We start from the raw sequence: 14,643 nt of genomic DNA on the forward strand, positions 1-14,643 counted from the left end.
GGGGGCCTTTTCCTCGTCTCATCCAGCGGCAGGCAAAGCATAGGCCAGAACCGGTCTGCGGTTTTCGTGCGGCACGAAACCGGCTAGAAGGTGTCCATGTCCAAGCCCCCGCCGGCCGAGGCGGCCCGGGCGCGCGCCCTGCTGTCCGCCACGGCCCGAGAAGGCCGCGCGCGGTTGTCGCGCCCCATCCTGCTCGGCCTCGCCTCGATCGCCTGCGGCCTGGCCCAGGCCTGGTTCATGTCGCGCCTGCTCGCCGCTTTGCTCGGCTATGGGCCGTCGGGCTGGCCGGAGCTGGCCGCCGCCGCGGCGCTGGCCCTGCTGGGCATCGCGCTGGGGGTTGCGCAGGAGCGTGCTCAGGCCGCCGCCGGCGCCGCCGCCCGCGCCGGGCTGCGCCGCCGCGCCTTCGACCGCCTGCTGGCCGCCGGCCCCGCTGACGACCGCCCGGTGGGCGAGCGTGCCGCGCTGGTGGTGGACCGTATCGAGGCGCTGGACGGCTATTTCGCCCGCTGGCTCCCCGCCGCCGCGCTGGCCGCCGCCGGGCCGCTGCTGATCGCCATCGCCGTCGCCCTCGAGGACCCGCTGAGCGGCGTCATCCTGTTCGTCGCCGGCGCGCTGGTGCCGGTCGGCATGGCCATCACCGGCATCGGCGCCGCGCTGGCCAGCCGGCGCCAGTTCGACGCCCTGCAGCAGCTCTCCGGCCGCTTCCTCGATCGCATGCGCGGCCTGCCGCAGCTCGTGCTGTTCCGCCGCCAGGAGGCCGAGGCCCAGGCGCTCGGCGCCGCCGCCGACGAGCTGCGCCGCCGCACCATGAAGGTGCTGCGCGTCGCCTTCCTCTCCGGCCTGTCGCTGGAGGTGATCGCCGCCGCCGTGCTGGGCTGCCTCGCCTGGCGGCATGGCAACATGCTGCAGGGAGGCCACCCCGACCCGCAGGCGGCGCTGTTCTGTCTGCTGATGGTGCCGGGCTTCTTCGCCCCGCTGCGGGCCTTCTCCGCCGCCTATCACGAGCGCATGGCCGCACAGGGCGCCGCCGCCGCGCTGGCGCCGCTGCTGCAGGGGCCTGCGCCCGCCGAGACCGGGCTGCAACTGGCCGAGATCCCGCCCAGCGTCGTCGTCACCTTCGAGCATGTCAGCCTGACCTATGACCCGGCGCGCGGGCCGGCGCTGGCCGACCTTTCCTTTCGCGTCACGCCCGGCGAGGCGCTGGTGCTGGCGGGGCCGTCCGGCTCCGGCAAGTCCTCCGTGCTGCGGCTGCTGATGGGCTTCCGCCGCCCGGAGGCCGGGCGCATCGCGCTGAACGGGCGGGATGCCACCACCCTGCGCCCGGACGAGCTGCGCCGCCTGACCGCCTATGTCGGCCAGAAGGCCCACCTGTTCCGCGACAGCATCCGCGAGAACATCCGCCTCGCGCGTCCCGAGGCGAGCGAGGCCGAGGTGGAGGCCGCCGCCCGTGCTGCGCAGGTGAGCGATTTCGCCGCCGCGCTGCCGCGCGGGCTGGATACGCTGGTGGGCGAGGGCGGTTTCGGCCTGTCGGGGGGGCAGGCACAGCGCGTGGCCATCGCCCGCGCCTTCCTGCGCAACGCCCCGCTGGTGCTGCTTGACGAGCCGACCGTGCATCTCGACCCCGGTACCGAGGCGCAGGTGCTGGACAGCCTCCGCCGCCTCTGCGCCGGCCGCACGGCGATCATCGCCACCCACTCCCCGGCGCTGCGCGCCCGCTTCGCCCGCGTGCTGGAGCTGGAGCATGGTCGCGCCCTTACCTCCCGGATGGCCGGCGAATGACCGCGATGCTGCGTGACCTCCTGCGCGTGCTCGGCCTTTGGCGGGCGCGCAGCACCTGGCTGGTGGCCGGCGCCCTGGTGGCGATGCTCGCTGCCCTGGCCGGGGTGGCGCTGCTGGCGCTGGCCGGACGCGGTGTCTCCGAAGGCCTGCGCCACGGCGCCCTGACCGGGATCGCCGTCGGCTCGCTGCTGCTGCTGCGCCCGCTGATCCTGGTGCGTCCCGCCGCCCGCTACTTCGAGCGGCTGGTGACCCATGCCGCCACCTTCCGCGCCCTGGCCGACACCCGCATCTGGTTCTTCCGCCGCCTCGCCGAGCGGCTGCCCTCCGGCCTTGGTCTCCGCCGCGCGGGCGACCTGCTGGGCCGGCTGGTCTCCGATGTCGAGGCGCTGGACGGGCTCTATCTGCGCGCCCTGGTGCCGGGCGCCGCCGCCCTGGCGGTGGTGCTGGCGCTGGCGGTGCTGCTGGGCTTCGCGGGGCCGGCATTGGCCGCGGTGGTCGCGCTGCCGCTGGCACTCGCCCTGCTGCTGCCGCCGCTGCTCGCCCCTGGCGCCGCCCGCGCCGCCGCCGAGGTGGCGGAAGCCCAGGGCCGCCTGCGCGCCGCGGCCGTGGACCCCCTGCTGGGCCTGGAAGATACGCTCGCCGCCAATGCGGAGGGTCGGGCCGCCGCGCGCCTTGCTTCGGCCGGCGAGGATCTCGCGCGCACCCAGGAATCCCTGGCCCGCCGCGCTGCCTGGGGCGGCGCCAGCGGCACGGTGCTGACCCAGGCGGCGCTGCTCGGCGCGCTGGGCTATGGCCTGGCGGGCGGGCCGGGCGCCGCCACGGGCACCGTGATGGGCCTGTTCCTGGCGCTCGCGGCCGGCGAGGTGCTTTCCGGTCTGCCGCGCGCCGGCACCGCGCTGGCCGCTGCCGGTGCCGGCGCGCGCCGCCTCTTCGAGGCCGCCGACACGCCGCCGCCGGTCACCGAACCGGCGCAGCCGGCGGCGCTGCCGCCCGGCCATGCCATCCGAGCCGAGGGGCTGCGCTTCGCCTGGGCGGAGGACCGTGCGCCGGTCTTCGAGGATCTGAACTTCGAGCTTCCGGAGGGCGGCCGGCTGGCGCTGCTCGGCCCCTCGGGCGTGGGCAAGTCCACTCTGGCCGCGCTGCTGCTGAAGCTGGCCGCGCCGCAGGCCGGGCGGATCACCCTGGGCGGGGTGGATATCGCCGCGCTTTCCGCCGACGCCGTGCGCAGCCGCATCGCCTGCCTGACCCAGGATGCGCGGCTGTTCGACGACAGCATCGCCGCCAACCTGCGCATCGCCGCGCCCGAAGCCGATGAGGCGGCGCTCTGGCAGGCGCTGGAGCGGGCAGGCGTGGCCGATATGGTGCGCGCCCTGCCGGAAAGGCTGCAGACGCAGTGCGGCGAGGGCGGCGCCCGCTTCTCGGGCGGGCAGGGGCGGCGGCTGGCCCTGGCCCGCGCGCTGCTCTCCCCCGCGCGCGTGCTGATCCTGGACGAGCCCGCCTCCGGCCTCGACGCGCAGGCCGAGCGTGCCTTCCTGGAGACGCTGGAAAGCGCCACCGAGGGCCGCAGCGTCATCCTGATCACCCACCGCCTGCTCGGGGTGGAGCGGCCGACGCGCATCCTGCGGCTGGTCGGCGGTCGCGCCATGCCGGCCATGGGGTGAGCGGCAGGCTCCGCGCCGCCCTGGCAACAGGGCGGGCCGTGGGGCGTTACCCCCTCCGAACCTTACGGATGGGAACGGTCAGATGAGCGGATTGTTTTCCGGGCGCTCCGGCGGCGGCCTTGCGGGCGGCCTGTCGGGCGGCGTCAAGATGGCGGCCATCGCGCTGCTTGCCCATCAGTTGATGAAGCATGCGCGCCAGGACGGCGGCCCCGCGGCGACGCAGGGAAGCGCCTCCGGCTCGACGGGCATGGGAGGTCTTGGCGGCCTGCTGGGTGGGTTGCTCGGCGGGAGCGCGGCCAGCACGATGGGCGGCGGCGGCCTGCTGGGTGGCCTTGGGGGTCTGCTCGGCGGACTGCGGAACCAGGGGATGGGCCCACAGGTGGATTCCTGGGTCGGGCATGGGGAGAACCGGTCCGTTTCTCCGCAGGAGCTGGAGCGGCATTTCGATCCGCGGGAACTCGACCAGGCCGCGCAGCAGGCCGGGACGGACCGCCAGAGCCTGCTGGAGGAGCTGAGCCGCACCCTGCCGCATTTCGTCGATCGCGCGACGCCGCAGGGCAATGTTCCACAGCACGAGGAGGAGATCGGCGGCGGTGGGATCGGCGGCCTGCTGAGCGGCCTGCTGGGCGGAGGGCAAGCCTCCGGCGCCGGGGACGACTCCACGACGCGCCGCCGCTGATCCTCTCCAGACCCAGCCGGGGCTGAGCGCGTCAGGGGGCGGCGGTTTCCAGGCGCGCCTCGATTTCCGCCGCAAGGGCGCGCAGGGCCGGCTCGGGTCGCGCCGCGAGGCGCTCGGCCATGCTGCCGAGGAAGCCCGGTGAGCCCGCAACGGCCGCCTGGCGGAACCAGTGCAGCGCCGCCTCGGAGCGACCCTCGGCCAGGGCGAGCGTGCCCATGTTGAACTGCGCGCGGAAGTCGCCCGCCTCGGCGGCGCGGGCATAGAGCGCGAAGGCCGCCTGCCGGTCGGGCGGACCTTCCCAGCCTTCCTCCAGGAAGCGGCCCAGCACGGTCAGCGACTTGGCATGCCCTTGCGCGGCGGCGCGGCGGAACCAGCGCAGCGCCTCGGCGCGGTCCTGCGCCACGCCGGCGCCGCGGGCGAGCAGGGTGGCGAGGTTGTACTGCGCCCAGTCCAGCCCCTTTTCCGCGGCCTCACGGTAGAGAGCGGCGGCGCGGGGCAGGTCCACCGGCACGCCCCAGCCCAGCTCGTGGCATCGCCCGGTCATGTTCAGCCCTTCCAGGCTGCCGGCCTCGGTGGCGGTGCGGAACCAGGCGAAGGCGGCGGCGCGATCCACCGGCACGCCGCGCCCCTCCAGCAGGATCTGGCCATAGAGGAGCTGCGCCCGGATCAGCCCGGCGCGGGCGGCGGCGGCGATCCAGCGCGCAGCCTCCTCGGGCGGCCCGGCGAAGGCCGCCTGAAGCTCCTCCGCGCTGGCGGCACGGATGGCGGCGAGAGGAACTGGCGGCGGCGGGGCGGGGCGGGCGGAGCGGCGGCGGAGCATGCGCCGGTTATGCAACTAAGAACCGTTTGCAACAATCCCTCCCGAGACGAGAAGCGCCTATCCGTGCGCCACCAGCCGGCCGCCCTGCTTCACACGGCCGGGCAAGGGATGGCCCACCACCGCCTCGGCCAGCCGTCCGGCCTCGATCAGCCGGTCGAGGTCGAGCCCGGTCTCCACGCCGCATTCGGCGCAGAGCAGGGCGAGATCCTCGGTACAGAGGTTCCCGGCGGCGCCGGCATGCCTGGCGAAGGGACAGCCGCCCAGACCCGCGATGGCGGCGTCGAAGCGGGCGACGCCCATGCGCATGCCCTCCCAGGCGTTCACCATGGCCATGCCGCGCGTGTCGTGCAGGTGCAGGGAGAGTTCGAGGTCCGGCCACTTGTCCCGCACCGCGCCCACCACCCGCTGGATGGTGAGCGGCGTCGCCCAGGCCATGGTGTCGGCCAGCGAGATCACCGGCCGCTCCAGCCCGGCGCCACCGGCGAGGGAGAGGATCGCCGCGATGCGGTCCAGCACCGCGCTGATGGGCACCTCACCCTGGAAGTTGCAGCCGAAGGCCGCCATGATCGTGGCGCGGGCAAAGGGGATGCGGTGCTCGGCATAGAGCGCCATCAGCGCTGCGGCGGCGGCCAGGTCCTGCTCGCGGTCGCGGTTCTGGTTGCGCTTGCCGAAGAGTTCCGAGGCGGAGACCGAGACACTGCCATCCAGCGTCAGGTTCGGCGCCACCAGGGCGCGCAGGAAGCCCTTGGCGTTGAGCCAGAGCGCGCCGAAGGTCACCCCTGGCGGCGGCTTCAGCCCGGCGCAGACGGCCTCGGCATCCGCCATGCCCGGCACCCGGCGCGGATCGACGAAGGAGACCGTCTGGATGCGCTTCAGCCCGGTCTCGGCCAGGGCGTGGATGAGTTCGAGCTTGCGGGCGGTGGGAATTTCGCCCTTCTCGAACTGGAAGCCCTCGCGCGGGCCTTCCTCGCGGATCTCGATGCGGCTGGGCAGGCTCATGCTTCGACCTCCGTCTCGGGCAGGGTGAGGATGCCATCCCGGCGCAGCGCCGCCTGCTCCTCCGCTGAGAGGCCGAGGCTGGCGAGCACGGCGGCACCGCCCTCGCCGACATGCGGCGGCTGGCGGCGCAAGGTGAGCGGCGTGCCCTCGAAATGCAGCGGCGTCATCGGCAGGGGCGCGCGCACCGTGTCGGTGAGCGCCGTCTCGCCCATGACGCCGCTGGCGAGCAGATGGGGATCGGTGAACAGGTCCTCGGGATGCGCCACCGGGGCGCAGGGGATGAAGGCGGCGCGGCAACGGCGCAGCACTTCCTCCACCGGCCATCCGGCGATCAGCTTCTCCAGCACGGGCATGATGCGGTCCCGCCCGGCGACGCGCTGGCCATTGCTGGCGAGGCCGGGATCGGCGCCCAGCTCGTCCAGGCCGAAATGCTGGCACAGACGCTGCCAGTGCTGGTCGCTGGTGATGCCGACAAAGACCTGCCCGTCCTGCGCCTGGAACACGTCGTAGATCGCCCAGGTGATGCGGCGCGCGGTCATCGGCGGCACGCGCTCGCCGGCGATGGCGCCGGCCGCCATGTGCTGGCCGACCATGAAGGCCACGCTCTCGAAGAGCGAGGCCTGCACCTTCTGGCCCTGGCCGGTCTGCTCCCGCTGGCGCAGCGCCGCCAGGATGCCGACCACGCCGAAGACGCCGCCCATGATGTCCACCACCGAGGTGCCGGCGCGCATCGGCCGGCCGGGCAGGCCGGTCATGTAGGCCAGGCCGCCCTGCATCTGCACCACCTCGTCGAGCGCCGGCAGCTTCTCGTAGGGGCCGGGCAGGTAGCCCTTCAGTGCGCAGTAGACGAGGCGCGGGTTGATCGCCCGCAACTGCTCCCAGCCCAGGCCGAGCCGCTCCATGGTGTCCGGCGCGAAGTTCTCCACCAGCACGTCGGCGGTGGCGACCAGCTTCTCCAGGATGGCCTTGCCGCGCGGGTCTTTCAGGTCCAGCGCCAGGCTGCTCTTGTTGCGGTTGTAGGTGGCGAAGAAGCCGGTGCCGAAGCCGCCCAGCTTTCGCGTGCGGTCGCCCTGCGGCGGCTCGATGCGGATGACCTCGGCGCCCAGATCGGCCAGCACCACCCCGCAGGAGGGGCCCATGACGGTGTGGCCGAAGTCCAGCACGCGCAGGCCGGCGAGGGGGAGGGTGTTGGTTGACACGGCAGCGTTCCGTTGGACAGAATGGCGTTCTGTTTTCAGCATGGAACTCTGGGGCATGGCGGTCAAGCCGGAAGCGCCGGTCGAGGGCGTCGGCGCGGTGGATCGCGCACTCTCCATCCTCTTCGCCTTCGCGCCGGGGGAGGGCGCGCTCACCCTGGCCGAGCTGTCCCGCCGCACCGGCCTCTACAAGAGCACGCTGCTGCGGCTGATCGCTTCGCTCGAGCGGGCGCGGATGCTGGTGCGGCCGGGGCCGGAGGCGCGCTGGCGGCTGGGTCCCGCGCTGATCAGCCTGGGCCTGCAGGCCGGGCAGGGCAGGGAGCCACTCCGCGAGATGGTGCCCTCCGTGCTGCGGCGGCTGGCGGCGGAGACCGGGGAAAGCGCCAGCTTCTATATCCGCGAGGGAAATGCCCGCCTCTGCCTGTTGCGCGAGGAGGGGCACCATGCCGTGCGCGACCATCTCCTACCCGGCAGCCTGCTGCCGCTGGATCGCGGCGCCGCCGGCCATGTCCTGCGCGGCGCCGGGCTCTCCGTCAGCATCGGCGAGCGGGACCCGGAGCTGGCCGCCATCGCCGCGCCGGTGCGGGGCGCGGGCGGCGCGCTGCTCGGCGCGCTCTGCCTCTCCGGCACGGCGACGCGCTTCGGCGACATCGTCCGGCAGCAGGTCCTGGCGGCGACGCTGGAGCGCGAGGCGGCGCAGCTCTCCCGCCTGCTCGGCGGCTGAGGCGCCCGCTCAGGAGCGGGAGACGCCGTCCGCCACCAGGGTGCAGCCGGCGATGGCCAGCAGGATCGCCAGCCCCGGCCAGAGCGCGGCCAGCGGCGCGGCGAAGACCGCCTCCTGCGCATTGGCCAGCATGTTGCCCCAGGAGGGTGTCGGCGGCTGGATGCCGAGCCCGAGGAAGCTCAGCACGCTTTCGGCCAGGATGGCGCCGGCCACCGCCAGTGCGGAGGCCACCGCCACCGGCGCCGCCAGCCCCGGCAAAACGTGGCGCCACAAAAGGCGTGTCTCCGTCACGCCCAGCGCCCGTGCCGCCCGCACATAGTCGCTGGCCAGGATGGTGAGCGCCCCCGCCCGCGCCAGCCGCGCCACGCCGACCCAGCCGAACAGCACGAGGATGGTGACGATGCGCAGCATGTCCGTGGCGGCCTCGCCACGCGGCAGGCCGAGCTTCGCGGGGTCCATGGCCGCCAGCAGCACCAGGATGGGCAGGGCGGGCAGGGCGAGCAGCCCATCGGCAAGGCGCATCAGCACGGCATCCACCCAGCCGCCGCGCCAGGCCGCCACGAGGCCGACGGCCGTGCCAAGAACGGAGGCGGCGAGCGCCGTCGCCAGCCCGACGCCGAGCGAGATGCGCGCGCCATAGAGGAGCCGGGTGAACAGGTCGCGCCCCAGCTCGTCGGCACCGAGCGGGAAGCCGGGCGAGGGCGGCGCATAGCGGGCGAAAAGGTCCGGGGCGAAGGGGTCCTTGCCCAGCCAGCCGGCGGCGAAGGGTGCCAGCAGCGCCGCCACCGCCAGCAGGCCGAGCAGGATCAGCCCGAGGCGCAGCCGGGTCATCGCTCGCCCAGCCGGGGGTCGAGCCAGCGCTGGGCGAGGTCGGCGGCGAGGGTGGCCAGCATGGTCACCAGCGCCACCAGCAGCAGTGCCAGCAGGGCCAGGTTGTAGTCATTGCCCATGACGGCGTCGTAGAGCAGCTTGCCCATGCCGGGGCGGGCGAAGACCGTCTCCGTCACCAATGCGCCGGAGACCAGGCTGCCGGCATCCAGCGCCAGCAAGGTCAGCAGCGGCACGGCGGCATTGGGCAAAGCGTGGCGCCAGAGCACCCGCGGCTCCGACCCGCCGCGCGCGCGGGCGCTGGTGATGTGCGGCCGCGCCAGCTCGGCGGTGAGGGCGGCGGTGGCGTGGCGCGCATAGGCCGCCATCTGGCCGAAGGCGATGGTCGTCACCGGCAGCACCAGGAAGGGCAGGGCGGAACCGCCCGGCTCCGGCGCACCGCCCGCCGGCAGCCAGCCCAGCCGCACGGCGAAGAGGATGATCAGCAGGATGCCAAGCCAGAAGGAGGGCACCGCCTGGGCCAGCAGCGTGGCGGCATCCACCAGCGGGGCCGCGCGCGGCTTCAGCGCCGCCAGCGCGCCGAGCGCGACGCCGATCGCCGCCGCCAGCACCACCGCCGAGCCGACCAGCGCAAGGGTGGAGCGCAGGGCCGGCCAGAGCACCGCCGTCACCGGCTGGGCGAAAAGGCGGGAATAGCCGAACTCGCCGCGCAGCAGGCCGGCGCCCCAGGCGAGGTAGCGTTCCAGCAGCGGCTGGTCGAGCCCATGCAGCGCGCGCAGCCGGGCGATGTCCTCCGGCGTCAGGCGCGGGTCGGAGAAGAGGGCGAGCGAGACCGGGTCACCCGGCATCAGGCCGATGGCGAGCCAGGCGGCCAGCGAGAGCAGCAGCAGGGTCAGCGCGATCTGCGGCAGCCGCAGCGCGGCCAGCCTCAGCGCGCCCGCCATTCCGTCACCCAGAGCGAGGAATAGTTCTGGTGGCCGGTGGGCGTCACGCCCTCCAGCCAGCGCGGCCAGATATGCGCGTCCGAACGGTGCCAGAGCGGCAGCACCGGCAGGTCCTCGGCGATGCGCCGCTGGAGGTCGAACCAGAGCGGCCTGCGCTTCTCCGCGTCCAGCGTGACGGGGATCTCCTCGATCAGCCGGTCCACCTCCGGGTTGCTGTAGCCGGTGTAGTTCTGGCCGGACCAGTTGCGCTCCAGGCGCGGGATCTCCTCGGAATGGAAGGTGGAACGCGGCACGTTCTCCGGGCTGCTGACCCAGGCGAACATCGCCAGGCCGGTGAAGCGGCGCCTCGTCACCGTCTCGCTGAAGAAGACCCGCGGCGGCTCGTTGCGGATGCGCGCCTCGATGCCCACCGCCCGCCACATGCCCGCCAGGATCTGCTGCACCTGCTCGCGTGCGCGGTTGCCGGCGGTGGTCATGAACTCCAGCGAGAGCTTCTCGCCGGCGGCGTTGCGGCGGATGCCATCCGGTCCCGGGCGCCAGCCGGCCTCGTCGAGGAGCCTCGCGGCGCGAGCGGGGTCGAAGGGGTATTTCGGCGTGTCCGGGTCGTACATGACGTCGCGCGGGTGCACGCCGCCTGCCGCCACCTCCTGCCGCCCCTCATAGAGCCGCGCCACGATCTGCGCCCGGTCGGCCGTCAGCAGCAGCGCCTGCCGCACGCGCCGGTCGGCGAGGACCGGATTGCCGAGCATCAGGTCGATATGCTCGTAGGTCAGGCCGGGGACGAAATCGAAGCGGAAGCGGTCGCCAGTGCGGCGTTGCAGGGCGATGGCCTGCTCCAGCGGCAGGCCCAGCTCGCCGGCGACCATGTCGAGCTGCCCGGCGAGAAGCTGCGCCTCCAGCGCCGCCGTGTTCTCCACCGCCCGCACCTGGATGCGGTTGAAGGCCGGCGCGGGGCCGGACCAGTGCGCATTGCGCTCCAGCGTCACCCCGGCGCCGGGCTGCACGGCGCTGACGCGGTAGGGCCCGTTCCACAGCGCCGGGTTGGTGGTTTCCGTCTCGTAAGCCGAGCGGGTGCGGTAGTTGGCGCGGTCGGCCTCCCAGCGCGGCCGTTCGATGCGCGCCGGCAGCGGCTGGAACTGGCCGAGGCTGGCATAGTCGAAGGTCACCTTGTCGAAGCGCAGGGTGAAACGGTGCGGGTCGTCGCTCAGGAACTCGTAGGCCGAGCGGTAGAACTCGGCGGGGCCGAAGCCGGTCTCGAAGGCGCGGCCGGCCTCCCAGGCGAAGCGCAGGTCCTCGGCGGTGACGGGGGTGCCGTCGCCCCATGTCCAGTCCCTGCGGAGCCGCCAGGTGATGCGGATGCCCGGCTTGCCGTCCGGCGTCCGCTCCAGCACGGCGTCGCCGTTCTCCAGGCTGGGCAGGCGCTCGCAGCCGATGCAGGCGAGCTTCCAGTCCGCGCCATAGGCGGTGACGGGGTGCAGCGCGAAGCCCTCGATATAGGCCTTGGCCGCCATGTTCTCGATGTTGGGGTGGAAGTTCGCCGGATACTGGCTGAGGCCGATGGTCAGGCTTTCATGCGCTCCCTGCGCCTGGACGGGCGCGGCAAGCGGGATGGCGGCGAGGGCGATGAGGAGGGAGCGGCGCAGCATCCGGCGATGATGCCGCCGGGCGCGCCCGCGCGGTAGGGCAAATGCGGCACCGGCGCGCCCCGCCTCATTCGAGGAGCAGGCTGCCGAGCATCCACAGGTTCAGCCCGACGATCACCAGCGAGGCCGCCCAGCCGGTCACCAGCTGCCAGTTGGGCGTGACCAGCGCCCCGAGGCGCTGCCGGTCGCCGGCGAAGATCATCAGCGGAATGGCGGCGAAGGGCAGTTGCAGCGAGAGGACCACCTGCGACAGCACCAGCAGCTCCGCCGTGCCGCTCTCGCCGTAGAACCAGGTGACCAGCACCGCCGGCACCACGGCGATCAGCCGCGTCACCAGCCGGCGCACCACCGGCCGCAGCCGGAGTCGGATGAAGCCCTCCATCACCACCTGGCCGGCGATGGTGGCGGTGACGGTGCTGTTCAGTCCGCAGGCCAGCAGCGAGACGGCGAAGAGGATGGGCGCCGCGGCACCGAGCAGCGGCGCCAGCAGGGCATGCGCCTGGCCGATCTCGGCCACCTCGGTCTGCCCGCGCACATGGAAGGCGGCGGCGGCGGTGATCAGGATGGCGGAGTTGATCAGCAGCGCCAGCACCAGCGCCACGCTGCTGTCGATGCTGGCGAAGCGGATCGCCTCGCGCTTGCCCGCCTCGTCCTGTCGCGTGGCGCGGGACTGCACGAGGGCGGTGTGCAAATAGAGGTTGTGCGGCATCACCGTGGCGCCAAGGATGCCGAGCGCCAGGTAAAGCTCCGTCGGGTTGGTGACGATGGAGGTGGAGGGGAGATAGCCGCGCAGCACCTCGCCCCAGGCCGGATCGGCCAGCACCACTTGCGCCAGGAAGCAGCCGGCGATCAGCGCGATCAGCCCGATGACGAAGGCCTCCAGCCAGCGGATGCCTTTGTGCTGCAGCCACAGGATCAGGAAGGCGTCGAGCACCGTCAGCAACACGCCCTCCAGCAGCGGCAGGCCGAACAGCAGTTGCAGGGCGATGGCGGTGCCGATCACCTCGGCAAGGTCGGTGGCGACGATCGCCGCCTCGGCCAGGAGCCAGAGCGGGATGGCGGCGCTGCGGGGGAAGCGCTCGCGGCAGAGCTGGGCGAGGTCGCGCCCGGTGGCGATGCCGATGCGCGCGCAGATCGCCTGCAGCAGCATGGCGATCAGCGAGGAGAGCAGGGCAACGACCAGCAGCTTGTAGCCGAAGGCCGAGCCGCCGGCGATGGCGGTCGCCCAGTTGCCCGGATCCATGTAGCCGACCGCGATGAGGTAGCCGGGGCCGACGAAGGCCAGCAGGCGGCGCAGCCAGTGCCCGCCGCGTGGCACGGCGACGCTCTGGTGGATCTCGGCCAGGCTCGGCGGGAGGTGGTCGGCAGTCCGGGCGCGAGCGGTGCCGGCTTCAACGGAGCAGTCGTTCATCGGGCATCCTTCTCTTGCCCGCCATGAAACCTGTAGCCTTGGCTACATTCAAGGGGGAATCCGCCCCAACCGAAAAAGGCAGCGCCCCGCCGCGCCTGGCGCGGAGGAGCGCCGCCCTCGGAATAGTCCGTGCCGGTGCGCGGCCGCGCTTAGCCGGCGCTGGCCTTGTACTGTTCGGCTTCCTCCAGGCTGCCGACGCCGCCGCGCTCACGGCTCCAGCTGACCGGGTCCTCCAGGAACTTCCGCACTTCCTTGAGGGCGGCTTCGGAGAAGTAGGGGCGCTCGCGGCAGACCTCCAGCACGTCCCACCAGGTGGCGAGATGCAGCAGGTTCAGGTTCATCGCCTTCAGCTTGTCCTGTCCGCCGGGGAAGACGCCGTAGTAGAAGACCACGAAGGTGTCGTCGCAGATGGCGCCGGCATCGCGCAGGGCCTGGGCGAAGCGGATCTTGCTGCCGCCATCGGTGGTCAGGTCCTCCACCAGCAGGGTGCGCTTGCCCTCGGGCACGTCGCCCTCGATCTGCGCGTTGCGGCCGAAGCCCTTCGGCTTCTTCCGGACATAGGACATCGGCGCCATCATGCGGTCGGCGATCCAGGCGGCGTAGGGAATGCCGGCCGTCTCGCCGCCGGCGATCGCCTCGATCGTCTCGTAGCCGATGTGGCGGCCGATCTTCTCCACCGCGAGCTCGCAGATACGGTTGCGGGCACGCGGGAAGAAGATGATCTTGCGACAGTCGATGTAGACGGGGCTCTTCCAGCCCGAGGTGAAGGTGTAAGGCTCCTCCGGCCGGAAGTTGACGGCCTTGATTTCCAGGAGGATGCGGGCGGTGGTCAGCGCGGCGTCGCGATCCCAGTCGGAAGCGTGCGTCGAGGGCATGGCGGAAGCTCCTTTTGGGGCGGTTCGTAACCCTCGCGGGGCGGCGCGTCCATGACGGATGAGAGCAAGGTCTGGGTGCTGGCCGATCCGCGCGCCGGCACCGCCGCGCAGGCGCTGGGCATCGCCGAGCGGCTGGAGGTGCCGTTCCGCACGGTCCCGCTGGCCTGGAGCGGCCTGGCGAGAATACCCTGGCCCTGGCCGACCCTGGCCGGGCTGACCCCCGAGGCGCAGGCGCAGCTCACGCCGCCCTGGCCGCGGCTGGTGCTTTCCGCAGGGCGCCGCTCCGCCCCGGTGGCACGCTGGCTGCGGCAGCGCGGGGCGCGCGCGGTGCATGCCATGCGGCCTGGGCTCGGCGCGAAGGGCTTCGACCTGCTGGTGATCGGCCAGCACGATGCGCCGGCGGCGGTGCCGGGCATCCTGCCGATCCTCGGCGCCACGCACCGCATGAGTCCGGAGCGGCTGGCGGCGGCGCGCGCCGAATGGGCCGGACTCGCGGCGCTGCCCAGCCCCCGCGTGGCGCTGCTGCTGGGCGGCCAGGTGCGCGGGGAGGGGATGGAGCCGGCGGTTGCCGCTGAACTGGCCCGGCAGGCCGCTGGTTTCGGCGGCAGTGTGCTGGCCAGCACCTCCCGCCGCACCGGAGCCGGCGCGCGGGAGGCCGTGGCGACGGTGCTGCAAGGCGTGCCGCACCGCCTCTTCGGCTGGGGGGATGCGGGGCCGAACCCCTATGCCGGCTTCCTGGCCTGGGCGGATGCGGTGGTCGTCACGGGCGACTCCGTCTCCATGCTCAGCGAGGCCCTGGCCACGGCGGCGCCGCTGTTCATCGCCGAAACCACCGAGGCGCCGCGCCACCGGCGGCTTTGGCGCAGCCTCTACGCCGCCGGGCAGGCGCGGCCCTTCGTCGCCCCCGCGCTTTTCGCGCGCGCGCCGCTGGATGAGCCGGCGCGCGTCGCGCGGGAGATCCGTTCGCGCGGATGGGTGTGAAAAAGCCCGGGAGAAGGAATTCCCCGGCCCCCCCATCTTCCTTCTTCTCGTTTCCCGCGCGGGTGGCGGGCCCCGCCGCCAACCGGCAGAAAAAAGAAGGGGG

The 14,643-nt window shown here is 73.3% G+C and carries 13 protein-coding genes; 5 read left to right on the plus strand and 8 right to left on the minus strand.

Annotated elements, in window-relative coordinates; all coding sequences use genetic code 11:
• Positions 1-96 precede the first annotated feature (96 nt).
• The 3 genes from cydD to QMO56_RS02805 all read left to right on the plus strand — a co-directional run bounded on the left by cydD (position 97) and on the right by QMO56_RS02805 (position 4,119).
• Positions 97-1,779 carry a thiol reductant ABC exporter subunit CydD gene (gene cydD / locus QMO56_RS02795; protein WP_283523512.1) on the plus strand — a complete coding sequence of 561 codons (1,683 nt, stop codon included), beginning with the start codon at positions 97-99 and terminating at the stop codon, positions 1,777-1,779.
• Complete coding sequence (gene cydC, locus QMO56_RS02800; protein WP_283523513.1) at positions 1,776-3,440, plus strand: thiol reductant ABC exporter subunit CydC; 1,665 nt, start codon at positions 1,776-1,778, stop codon at positions 3,438-3,440. Before cydD ends, cydC begins: the two co-directional genes overlap by 4 nt.
• Positions 3,441-3,522: 82 nt before the next feature.
• Positions 3,523-4,119, plus strand: coding sequence for a YidB family protein (locus tag QMO56_RS02805; protein WP_283523514.1), 597 nt, complete (start codon positions 3,523-3,525; stop codon positions 4,117-4,119).
• Between the two features lie 31 nt (positions 4,120-4,150).
• On the opposite strand, the gene QMO56_RS02810 is transcribed toward QMO56_RS02805, so the two are convergent.
• The 3 genes from QMO56_RS02810 to QMO56_RS02820 are packed head-to-tail and all read right to left on the minus strand — an operon-like array spanning position 4,151 to position 7,137.
• Positions 4,151-4,939 (minus strand): tetratricopeptide repeat protein, encoded by a 789-nt coding sequence (locus tag QMO56_RS02810; RefSeq protein WP_283523515.1) that lies wholly within the window; start codon positions 4,937-4,939, stop codon positions 4,151-4,153.
• 57 nt (positions 4,940-4,996) lie between these two features.
• Complete coding sequence (locus QMO56_RS02815) at positions 4,997-5,938, minus strand: hydroxymethylglutaryl-CoA lyase (protein WP_283523516.1); 942 nt, start codon at positions 5,936-5,938, stop codon at positions 4,997-4,999.
• Positions 5,935-7,137 (minus strand): CaiB/BaiF CoA-transferase family protein, encoded by a 1,203-nt coding sequence (locus tag QMO56_RS02820; RefSeq protein ID WP_283523517.1) that lies wholly within the window; start codon positions 7,135-7,137, stop codon positions 5,935-5,937. The genes QMO56_RS02815 and QMO56_RS02820 overlap by 4 nt, the downstream gene beginning before the upstream one ends.
• A 55-nt stretch (positions 7,138-7,192) precedes the next feature.
• Here QMO56_RS02820 and QMO56_RS02825 point away from each other — a divergent pair, with 55 nt between their 5' ends.
• Positions 7,193-7,858 carry an IclR family transcriptional regulator gene (locus tag QMO56_RS02825; protein ID WP_283523518.1) on the plus strand — a complete coding sequence of 222 codons (666 nt, stop codon included), beginning with the start codon at positions 7,193-7,195 and terminating at the stop codon, positions 7,856-7,858.
• Positions 7,859-7,867: 9 nt separating this feature from the next.
• Here QMO56_RS02825 and QMO56_RS02830 read toward each other — a convergent pair whose 3' ends face one another.
• The 5 genes from QMO56_RS02830 to QMO56_RS02850 all read right to left on the minus strand — a co-directional run bounded on the left by QMO56_RS02830 (position 7,868) and on the right by QMO56_RS02850 (position 13,559).
• Complete coding sequence (locus tag QMO56_RS02830; protein WP_283523519.1) at positions 7,868-8,689, minus strand: ABC transporter permease; 822 nt, start codon at positions 8,687-8,689, stop codon at positions 7,868-7,870.
• On the minus strand, positions 8,686-9,630 hold the full coding sequence (locus tag QMO56_RS02835; RefSeq protein ID WP_283523520.1) for an ABC transporter permease: 945 nt from the start codon (positions 9,628-9,630) through the stop codon (positions 8,686-8,688). Before QMO56_RS02835 ends, QMO56_RS02830 begins: the two co-directional genes overlap by 4 nt.
• Positions 9,615-11,276 carry a peptide ABC transporter substrate-binding protein gene (locus tag QMO56_RS02840; protein WP_283523521.1) on the minus strand — a complete coding sequence of 554 codons (1,662 nt, stop codon included), beginning with the start codon at positions 11,274-11,276 and terminating at the stop codon, positions 9,615-9,617. The genes QMO56_RS02835 and QMO56_RS02840 overlap by 16 nt, the downstream gene beginning before the upstream one ends.
• A 64-nt stretch (positions 11,277-11,340) precedes the next feature.
• The gene (locus QMO56_RS02845; protein WP_283523522.1) at positions 11,341-12,684 is read right to left on the minus strand and encodes an Nramp family divalent metal transporter; all 1,344 of its coding nucleotides are present in this window, start codon (positions 12,682-12,684) and stop codon (positions 11,341-11,343) included.
• Positions 12,685-12,833: 149 nt separating this feature from the next.
• Positions 12,834-13,559, minus strand: coding sequence for an orotate phosphoribosyltransferase (locus QMO56_RS02850; protein ID WP_283523523.1), 726 nt, complete (start codon positions 13,557-13,559; stop codon positions 12,834-12,836).
• Positions 13,560-13,610: 51 nt separating this feature from the next.
• Here QMO56_RS02850 and QMO56_RS02855 point away from each other — a divergent pair, with 51 nt between their 5' ends.
• Positions 13,611-14,540 (plus strand): mitochondrial fission ELM1 family protein, encoded by a 930-nt coding sequence (locus QMO56_RS02855; protein ID WP_283523524.1) that lies wholly within the window; start codon positions 13,611-13,613, stop codon positions 14,538-14,540.
• Positions 14,541-14,643 lie beyond the last annotated feature (103 nt).

Source organism: Roseomonas sp. E05 (genome assembly GCF_030063475.1).
In the GTDB taxonomy this organism is placed as follows: Bacteria; Pseudomonadota; Alphaproteobacteria; order Acetobacterales; family Acetobacteraceae; genus Pseudoroseomonas.

What these genes read in the sequence shown, in the direction of transcription:
- cydD (WP_283523512.1), top strand. Translation starts at nt 97, where the DNA reads ATGTCCAAGCCCCCGCCGGCCGAGGCGGCCCGGGCGCGCGCCCTGCTG.
- cydC (WP_283523513.1), top strand. Translation starts at nt 1,776, where the DNA reads ATGACCGCGATGCTGCGTGACCTCCTGCGCGTGCTCGGCCTTTGGCGG.
- QMO56_RS02805 (WP_283523514.1), top strand. Translation starts at nt 3,523, where the DNA reads ATGAGCGGATTGTTTTCCGGGCGCTCCGGCGGCGGCCTTGCGGGCGGC.
- QMO56_RS02810 (WP_283523515.1), bottom strand. Translation starts at nt 4,939, where the DNA reads ATGCTCCGCCGCCGCTCCGCCCGCCCCGCCCCGCCGCCGCCAGTTCCT.
- QMO56_RS02815 (WP_283523516.1), bottom strand. Translation starts at nt 5,938, where the DNA reads ATGAGCCTGCCCAGCCGCATCGAGATCCGCGAGGAAGGCCCGCGCGAG.
- QMO56_RS02825 (WP_283523518.1), top strand. Translation starts at nt 7,193, where the DNA reads ATGGCGGTCAAGCCGGAAGCGCCGGTCGAGGGCGTCGGCGCGGTGGAT.
- QMO56_RS02830 (WP_283523519.1), bottom strand. Translation starts at nt 8,689, where the DNA reads ATGACCCGGCTGCGCCTCGGGCTGATCCTGCTCGGCCTGCTGGCGGTG.
- QMO56_RS02835 (WP_283523520.1), bottom strand. Translation starts at nt 9,630, where the DNA reads ATGGCGGGCGCGCTGAGGCTGGCCGCGCTGCGGCTGCCGCAGATCGCG.
- QMO56_RS02840 (WP_283523521.1), bottom strand. Translation starts at nt 11,276, where the DNA reads ATGCTGCGCCGCTCCCTCCTCATCGCCCTCGCCGCCATCCCGCTTGCC.
- QMO56_RS02845 (WP_283523522.1), bottom strand. Translation starts at nt 12,684, where the DNA reads ATGAACGACTGCTCCGTTGAAGCCGGCACCGCTCGCGCCCGGACTGCC.
- QMO56_RS02850 (WP_283523523.1), bottom strand. Translation starts at nt 13,559, where the DNA reads ATGCCCTCGACGCACGCTTCCGACTGGGATCGCGACGCCGCGCTGACC.
- QMO56_RS02855 (WP_283523524.1), top strand. Translation starts at nt 13,611, where the DNA reads ATGACGGATGAGAGCAAGGTCTGGGTGCTGGCCGATCCGCGCGCCGGC.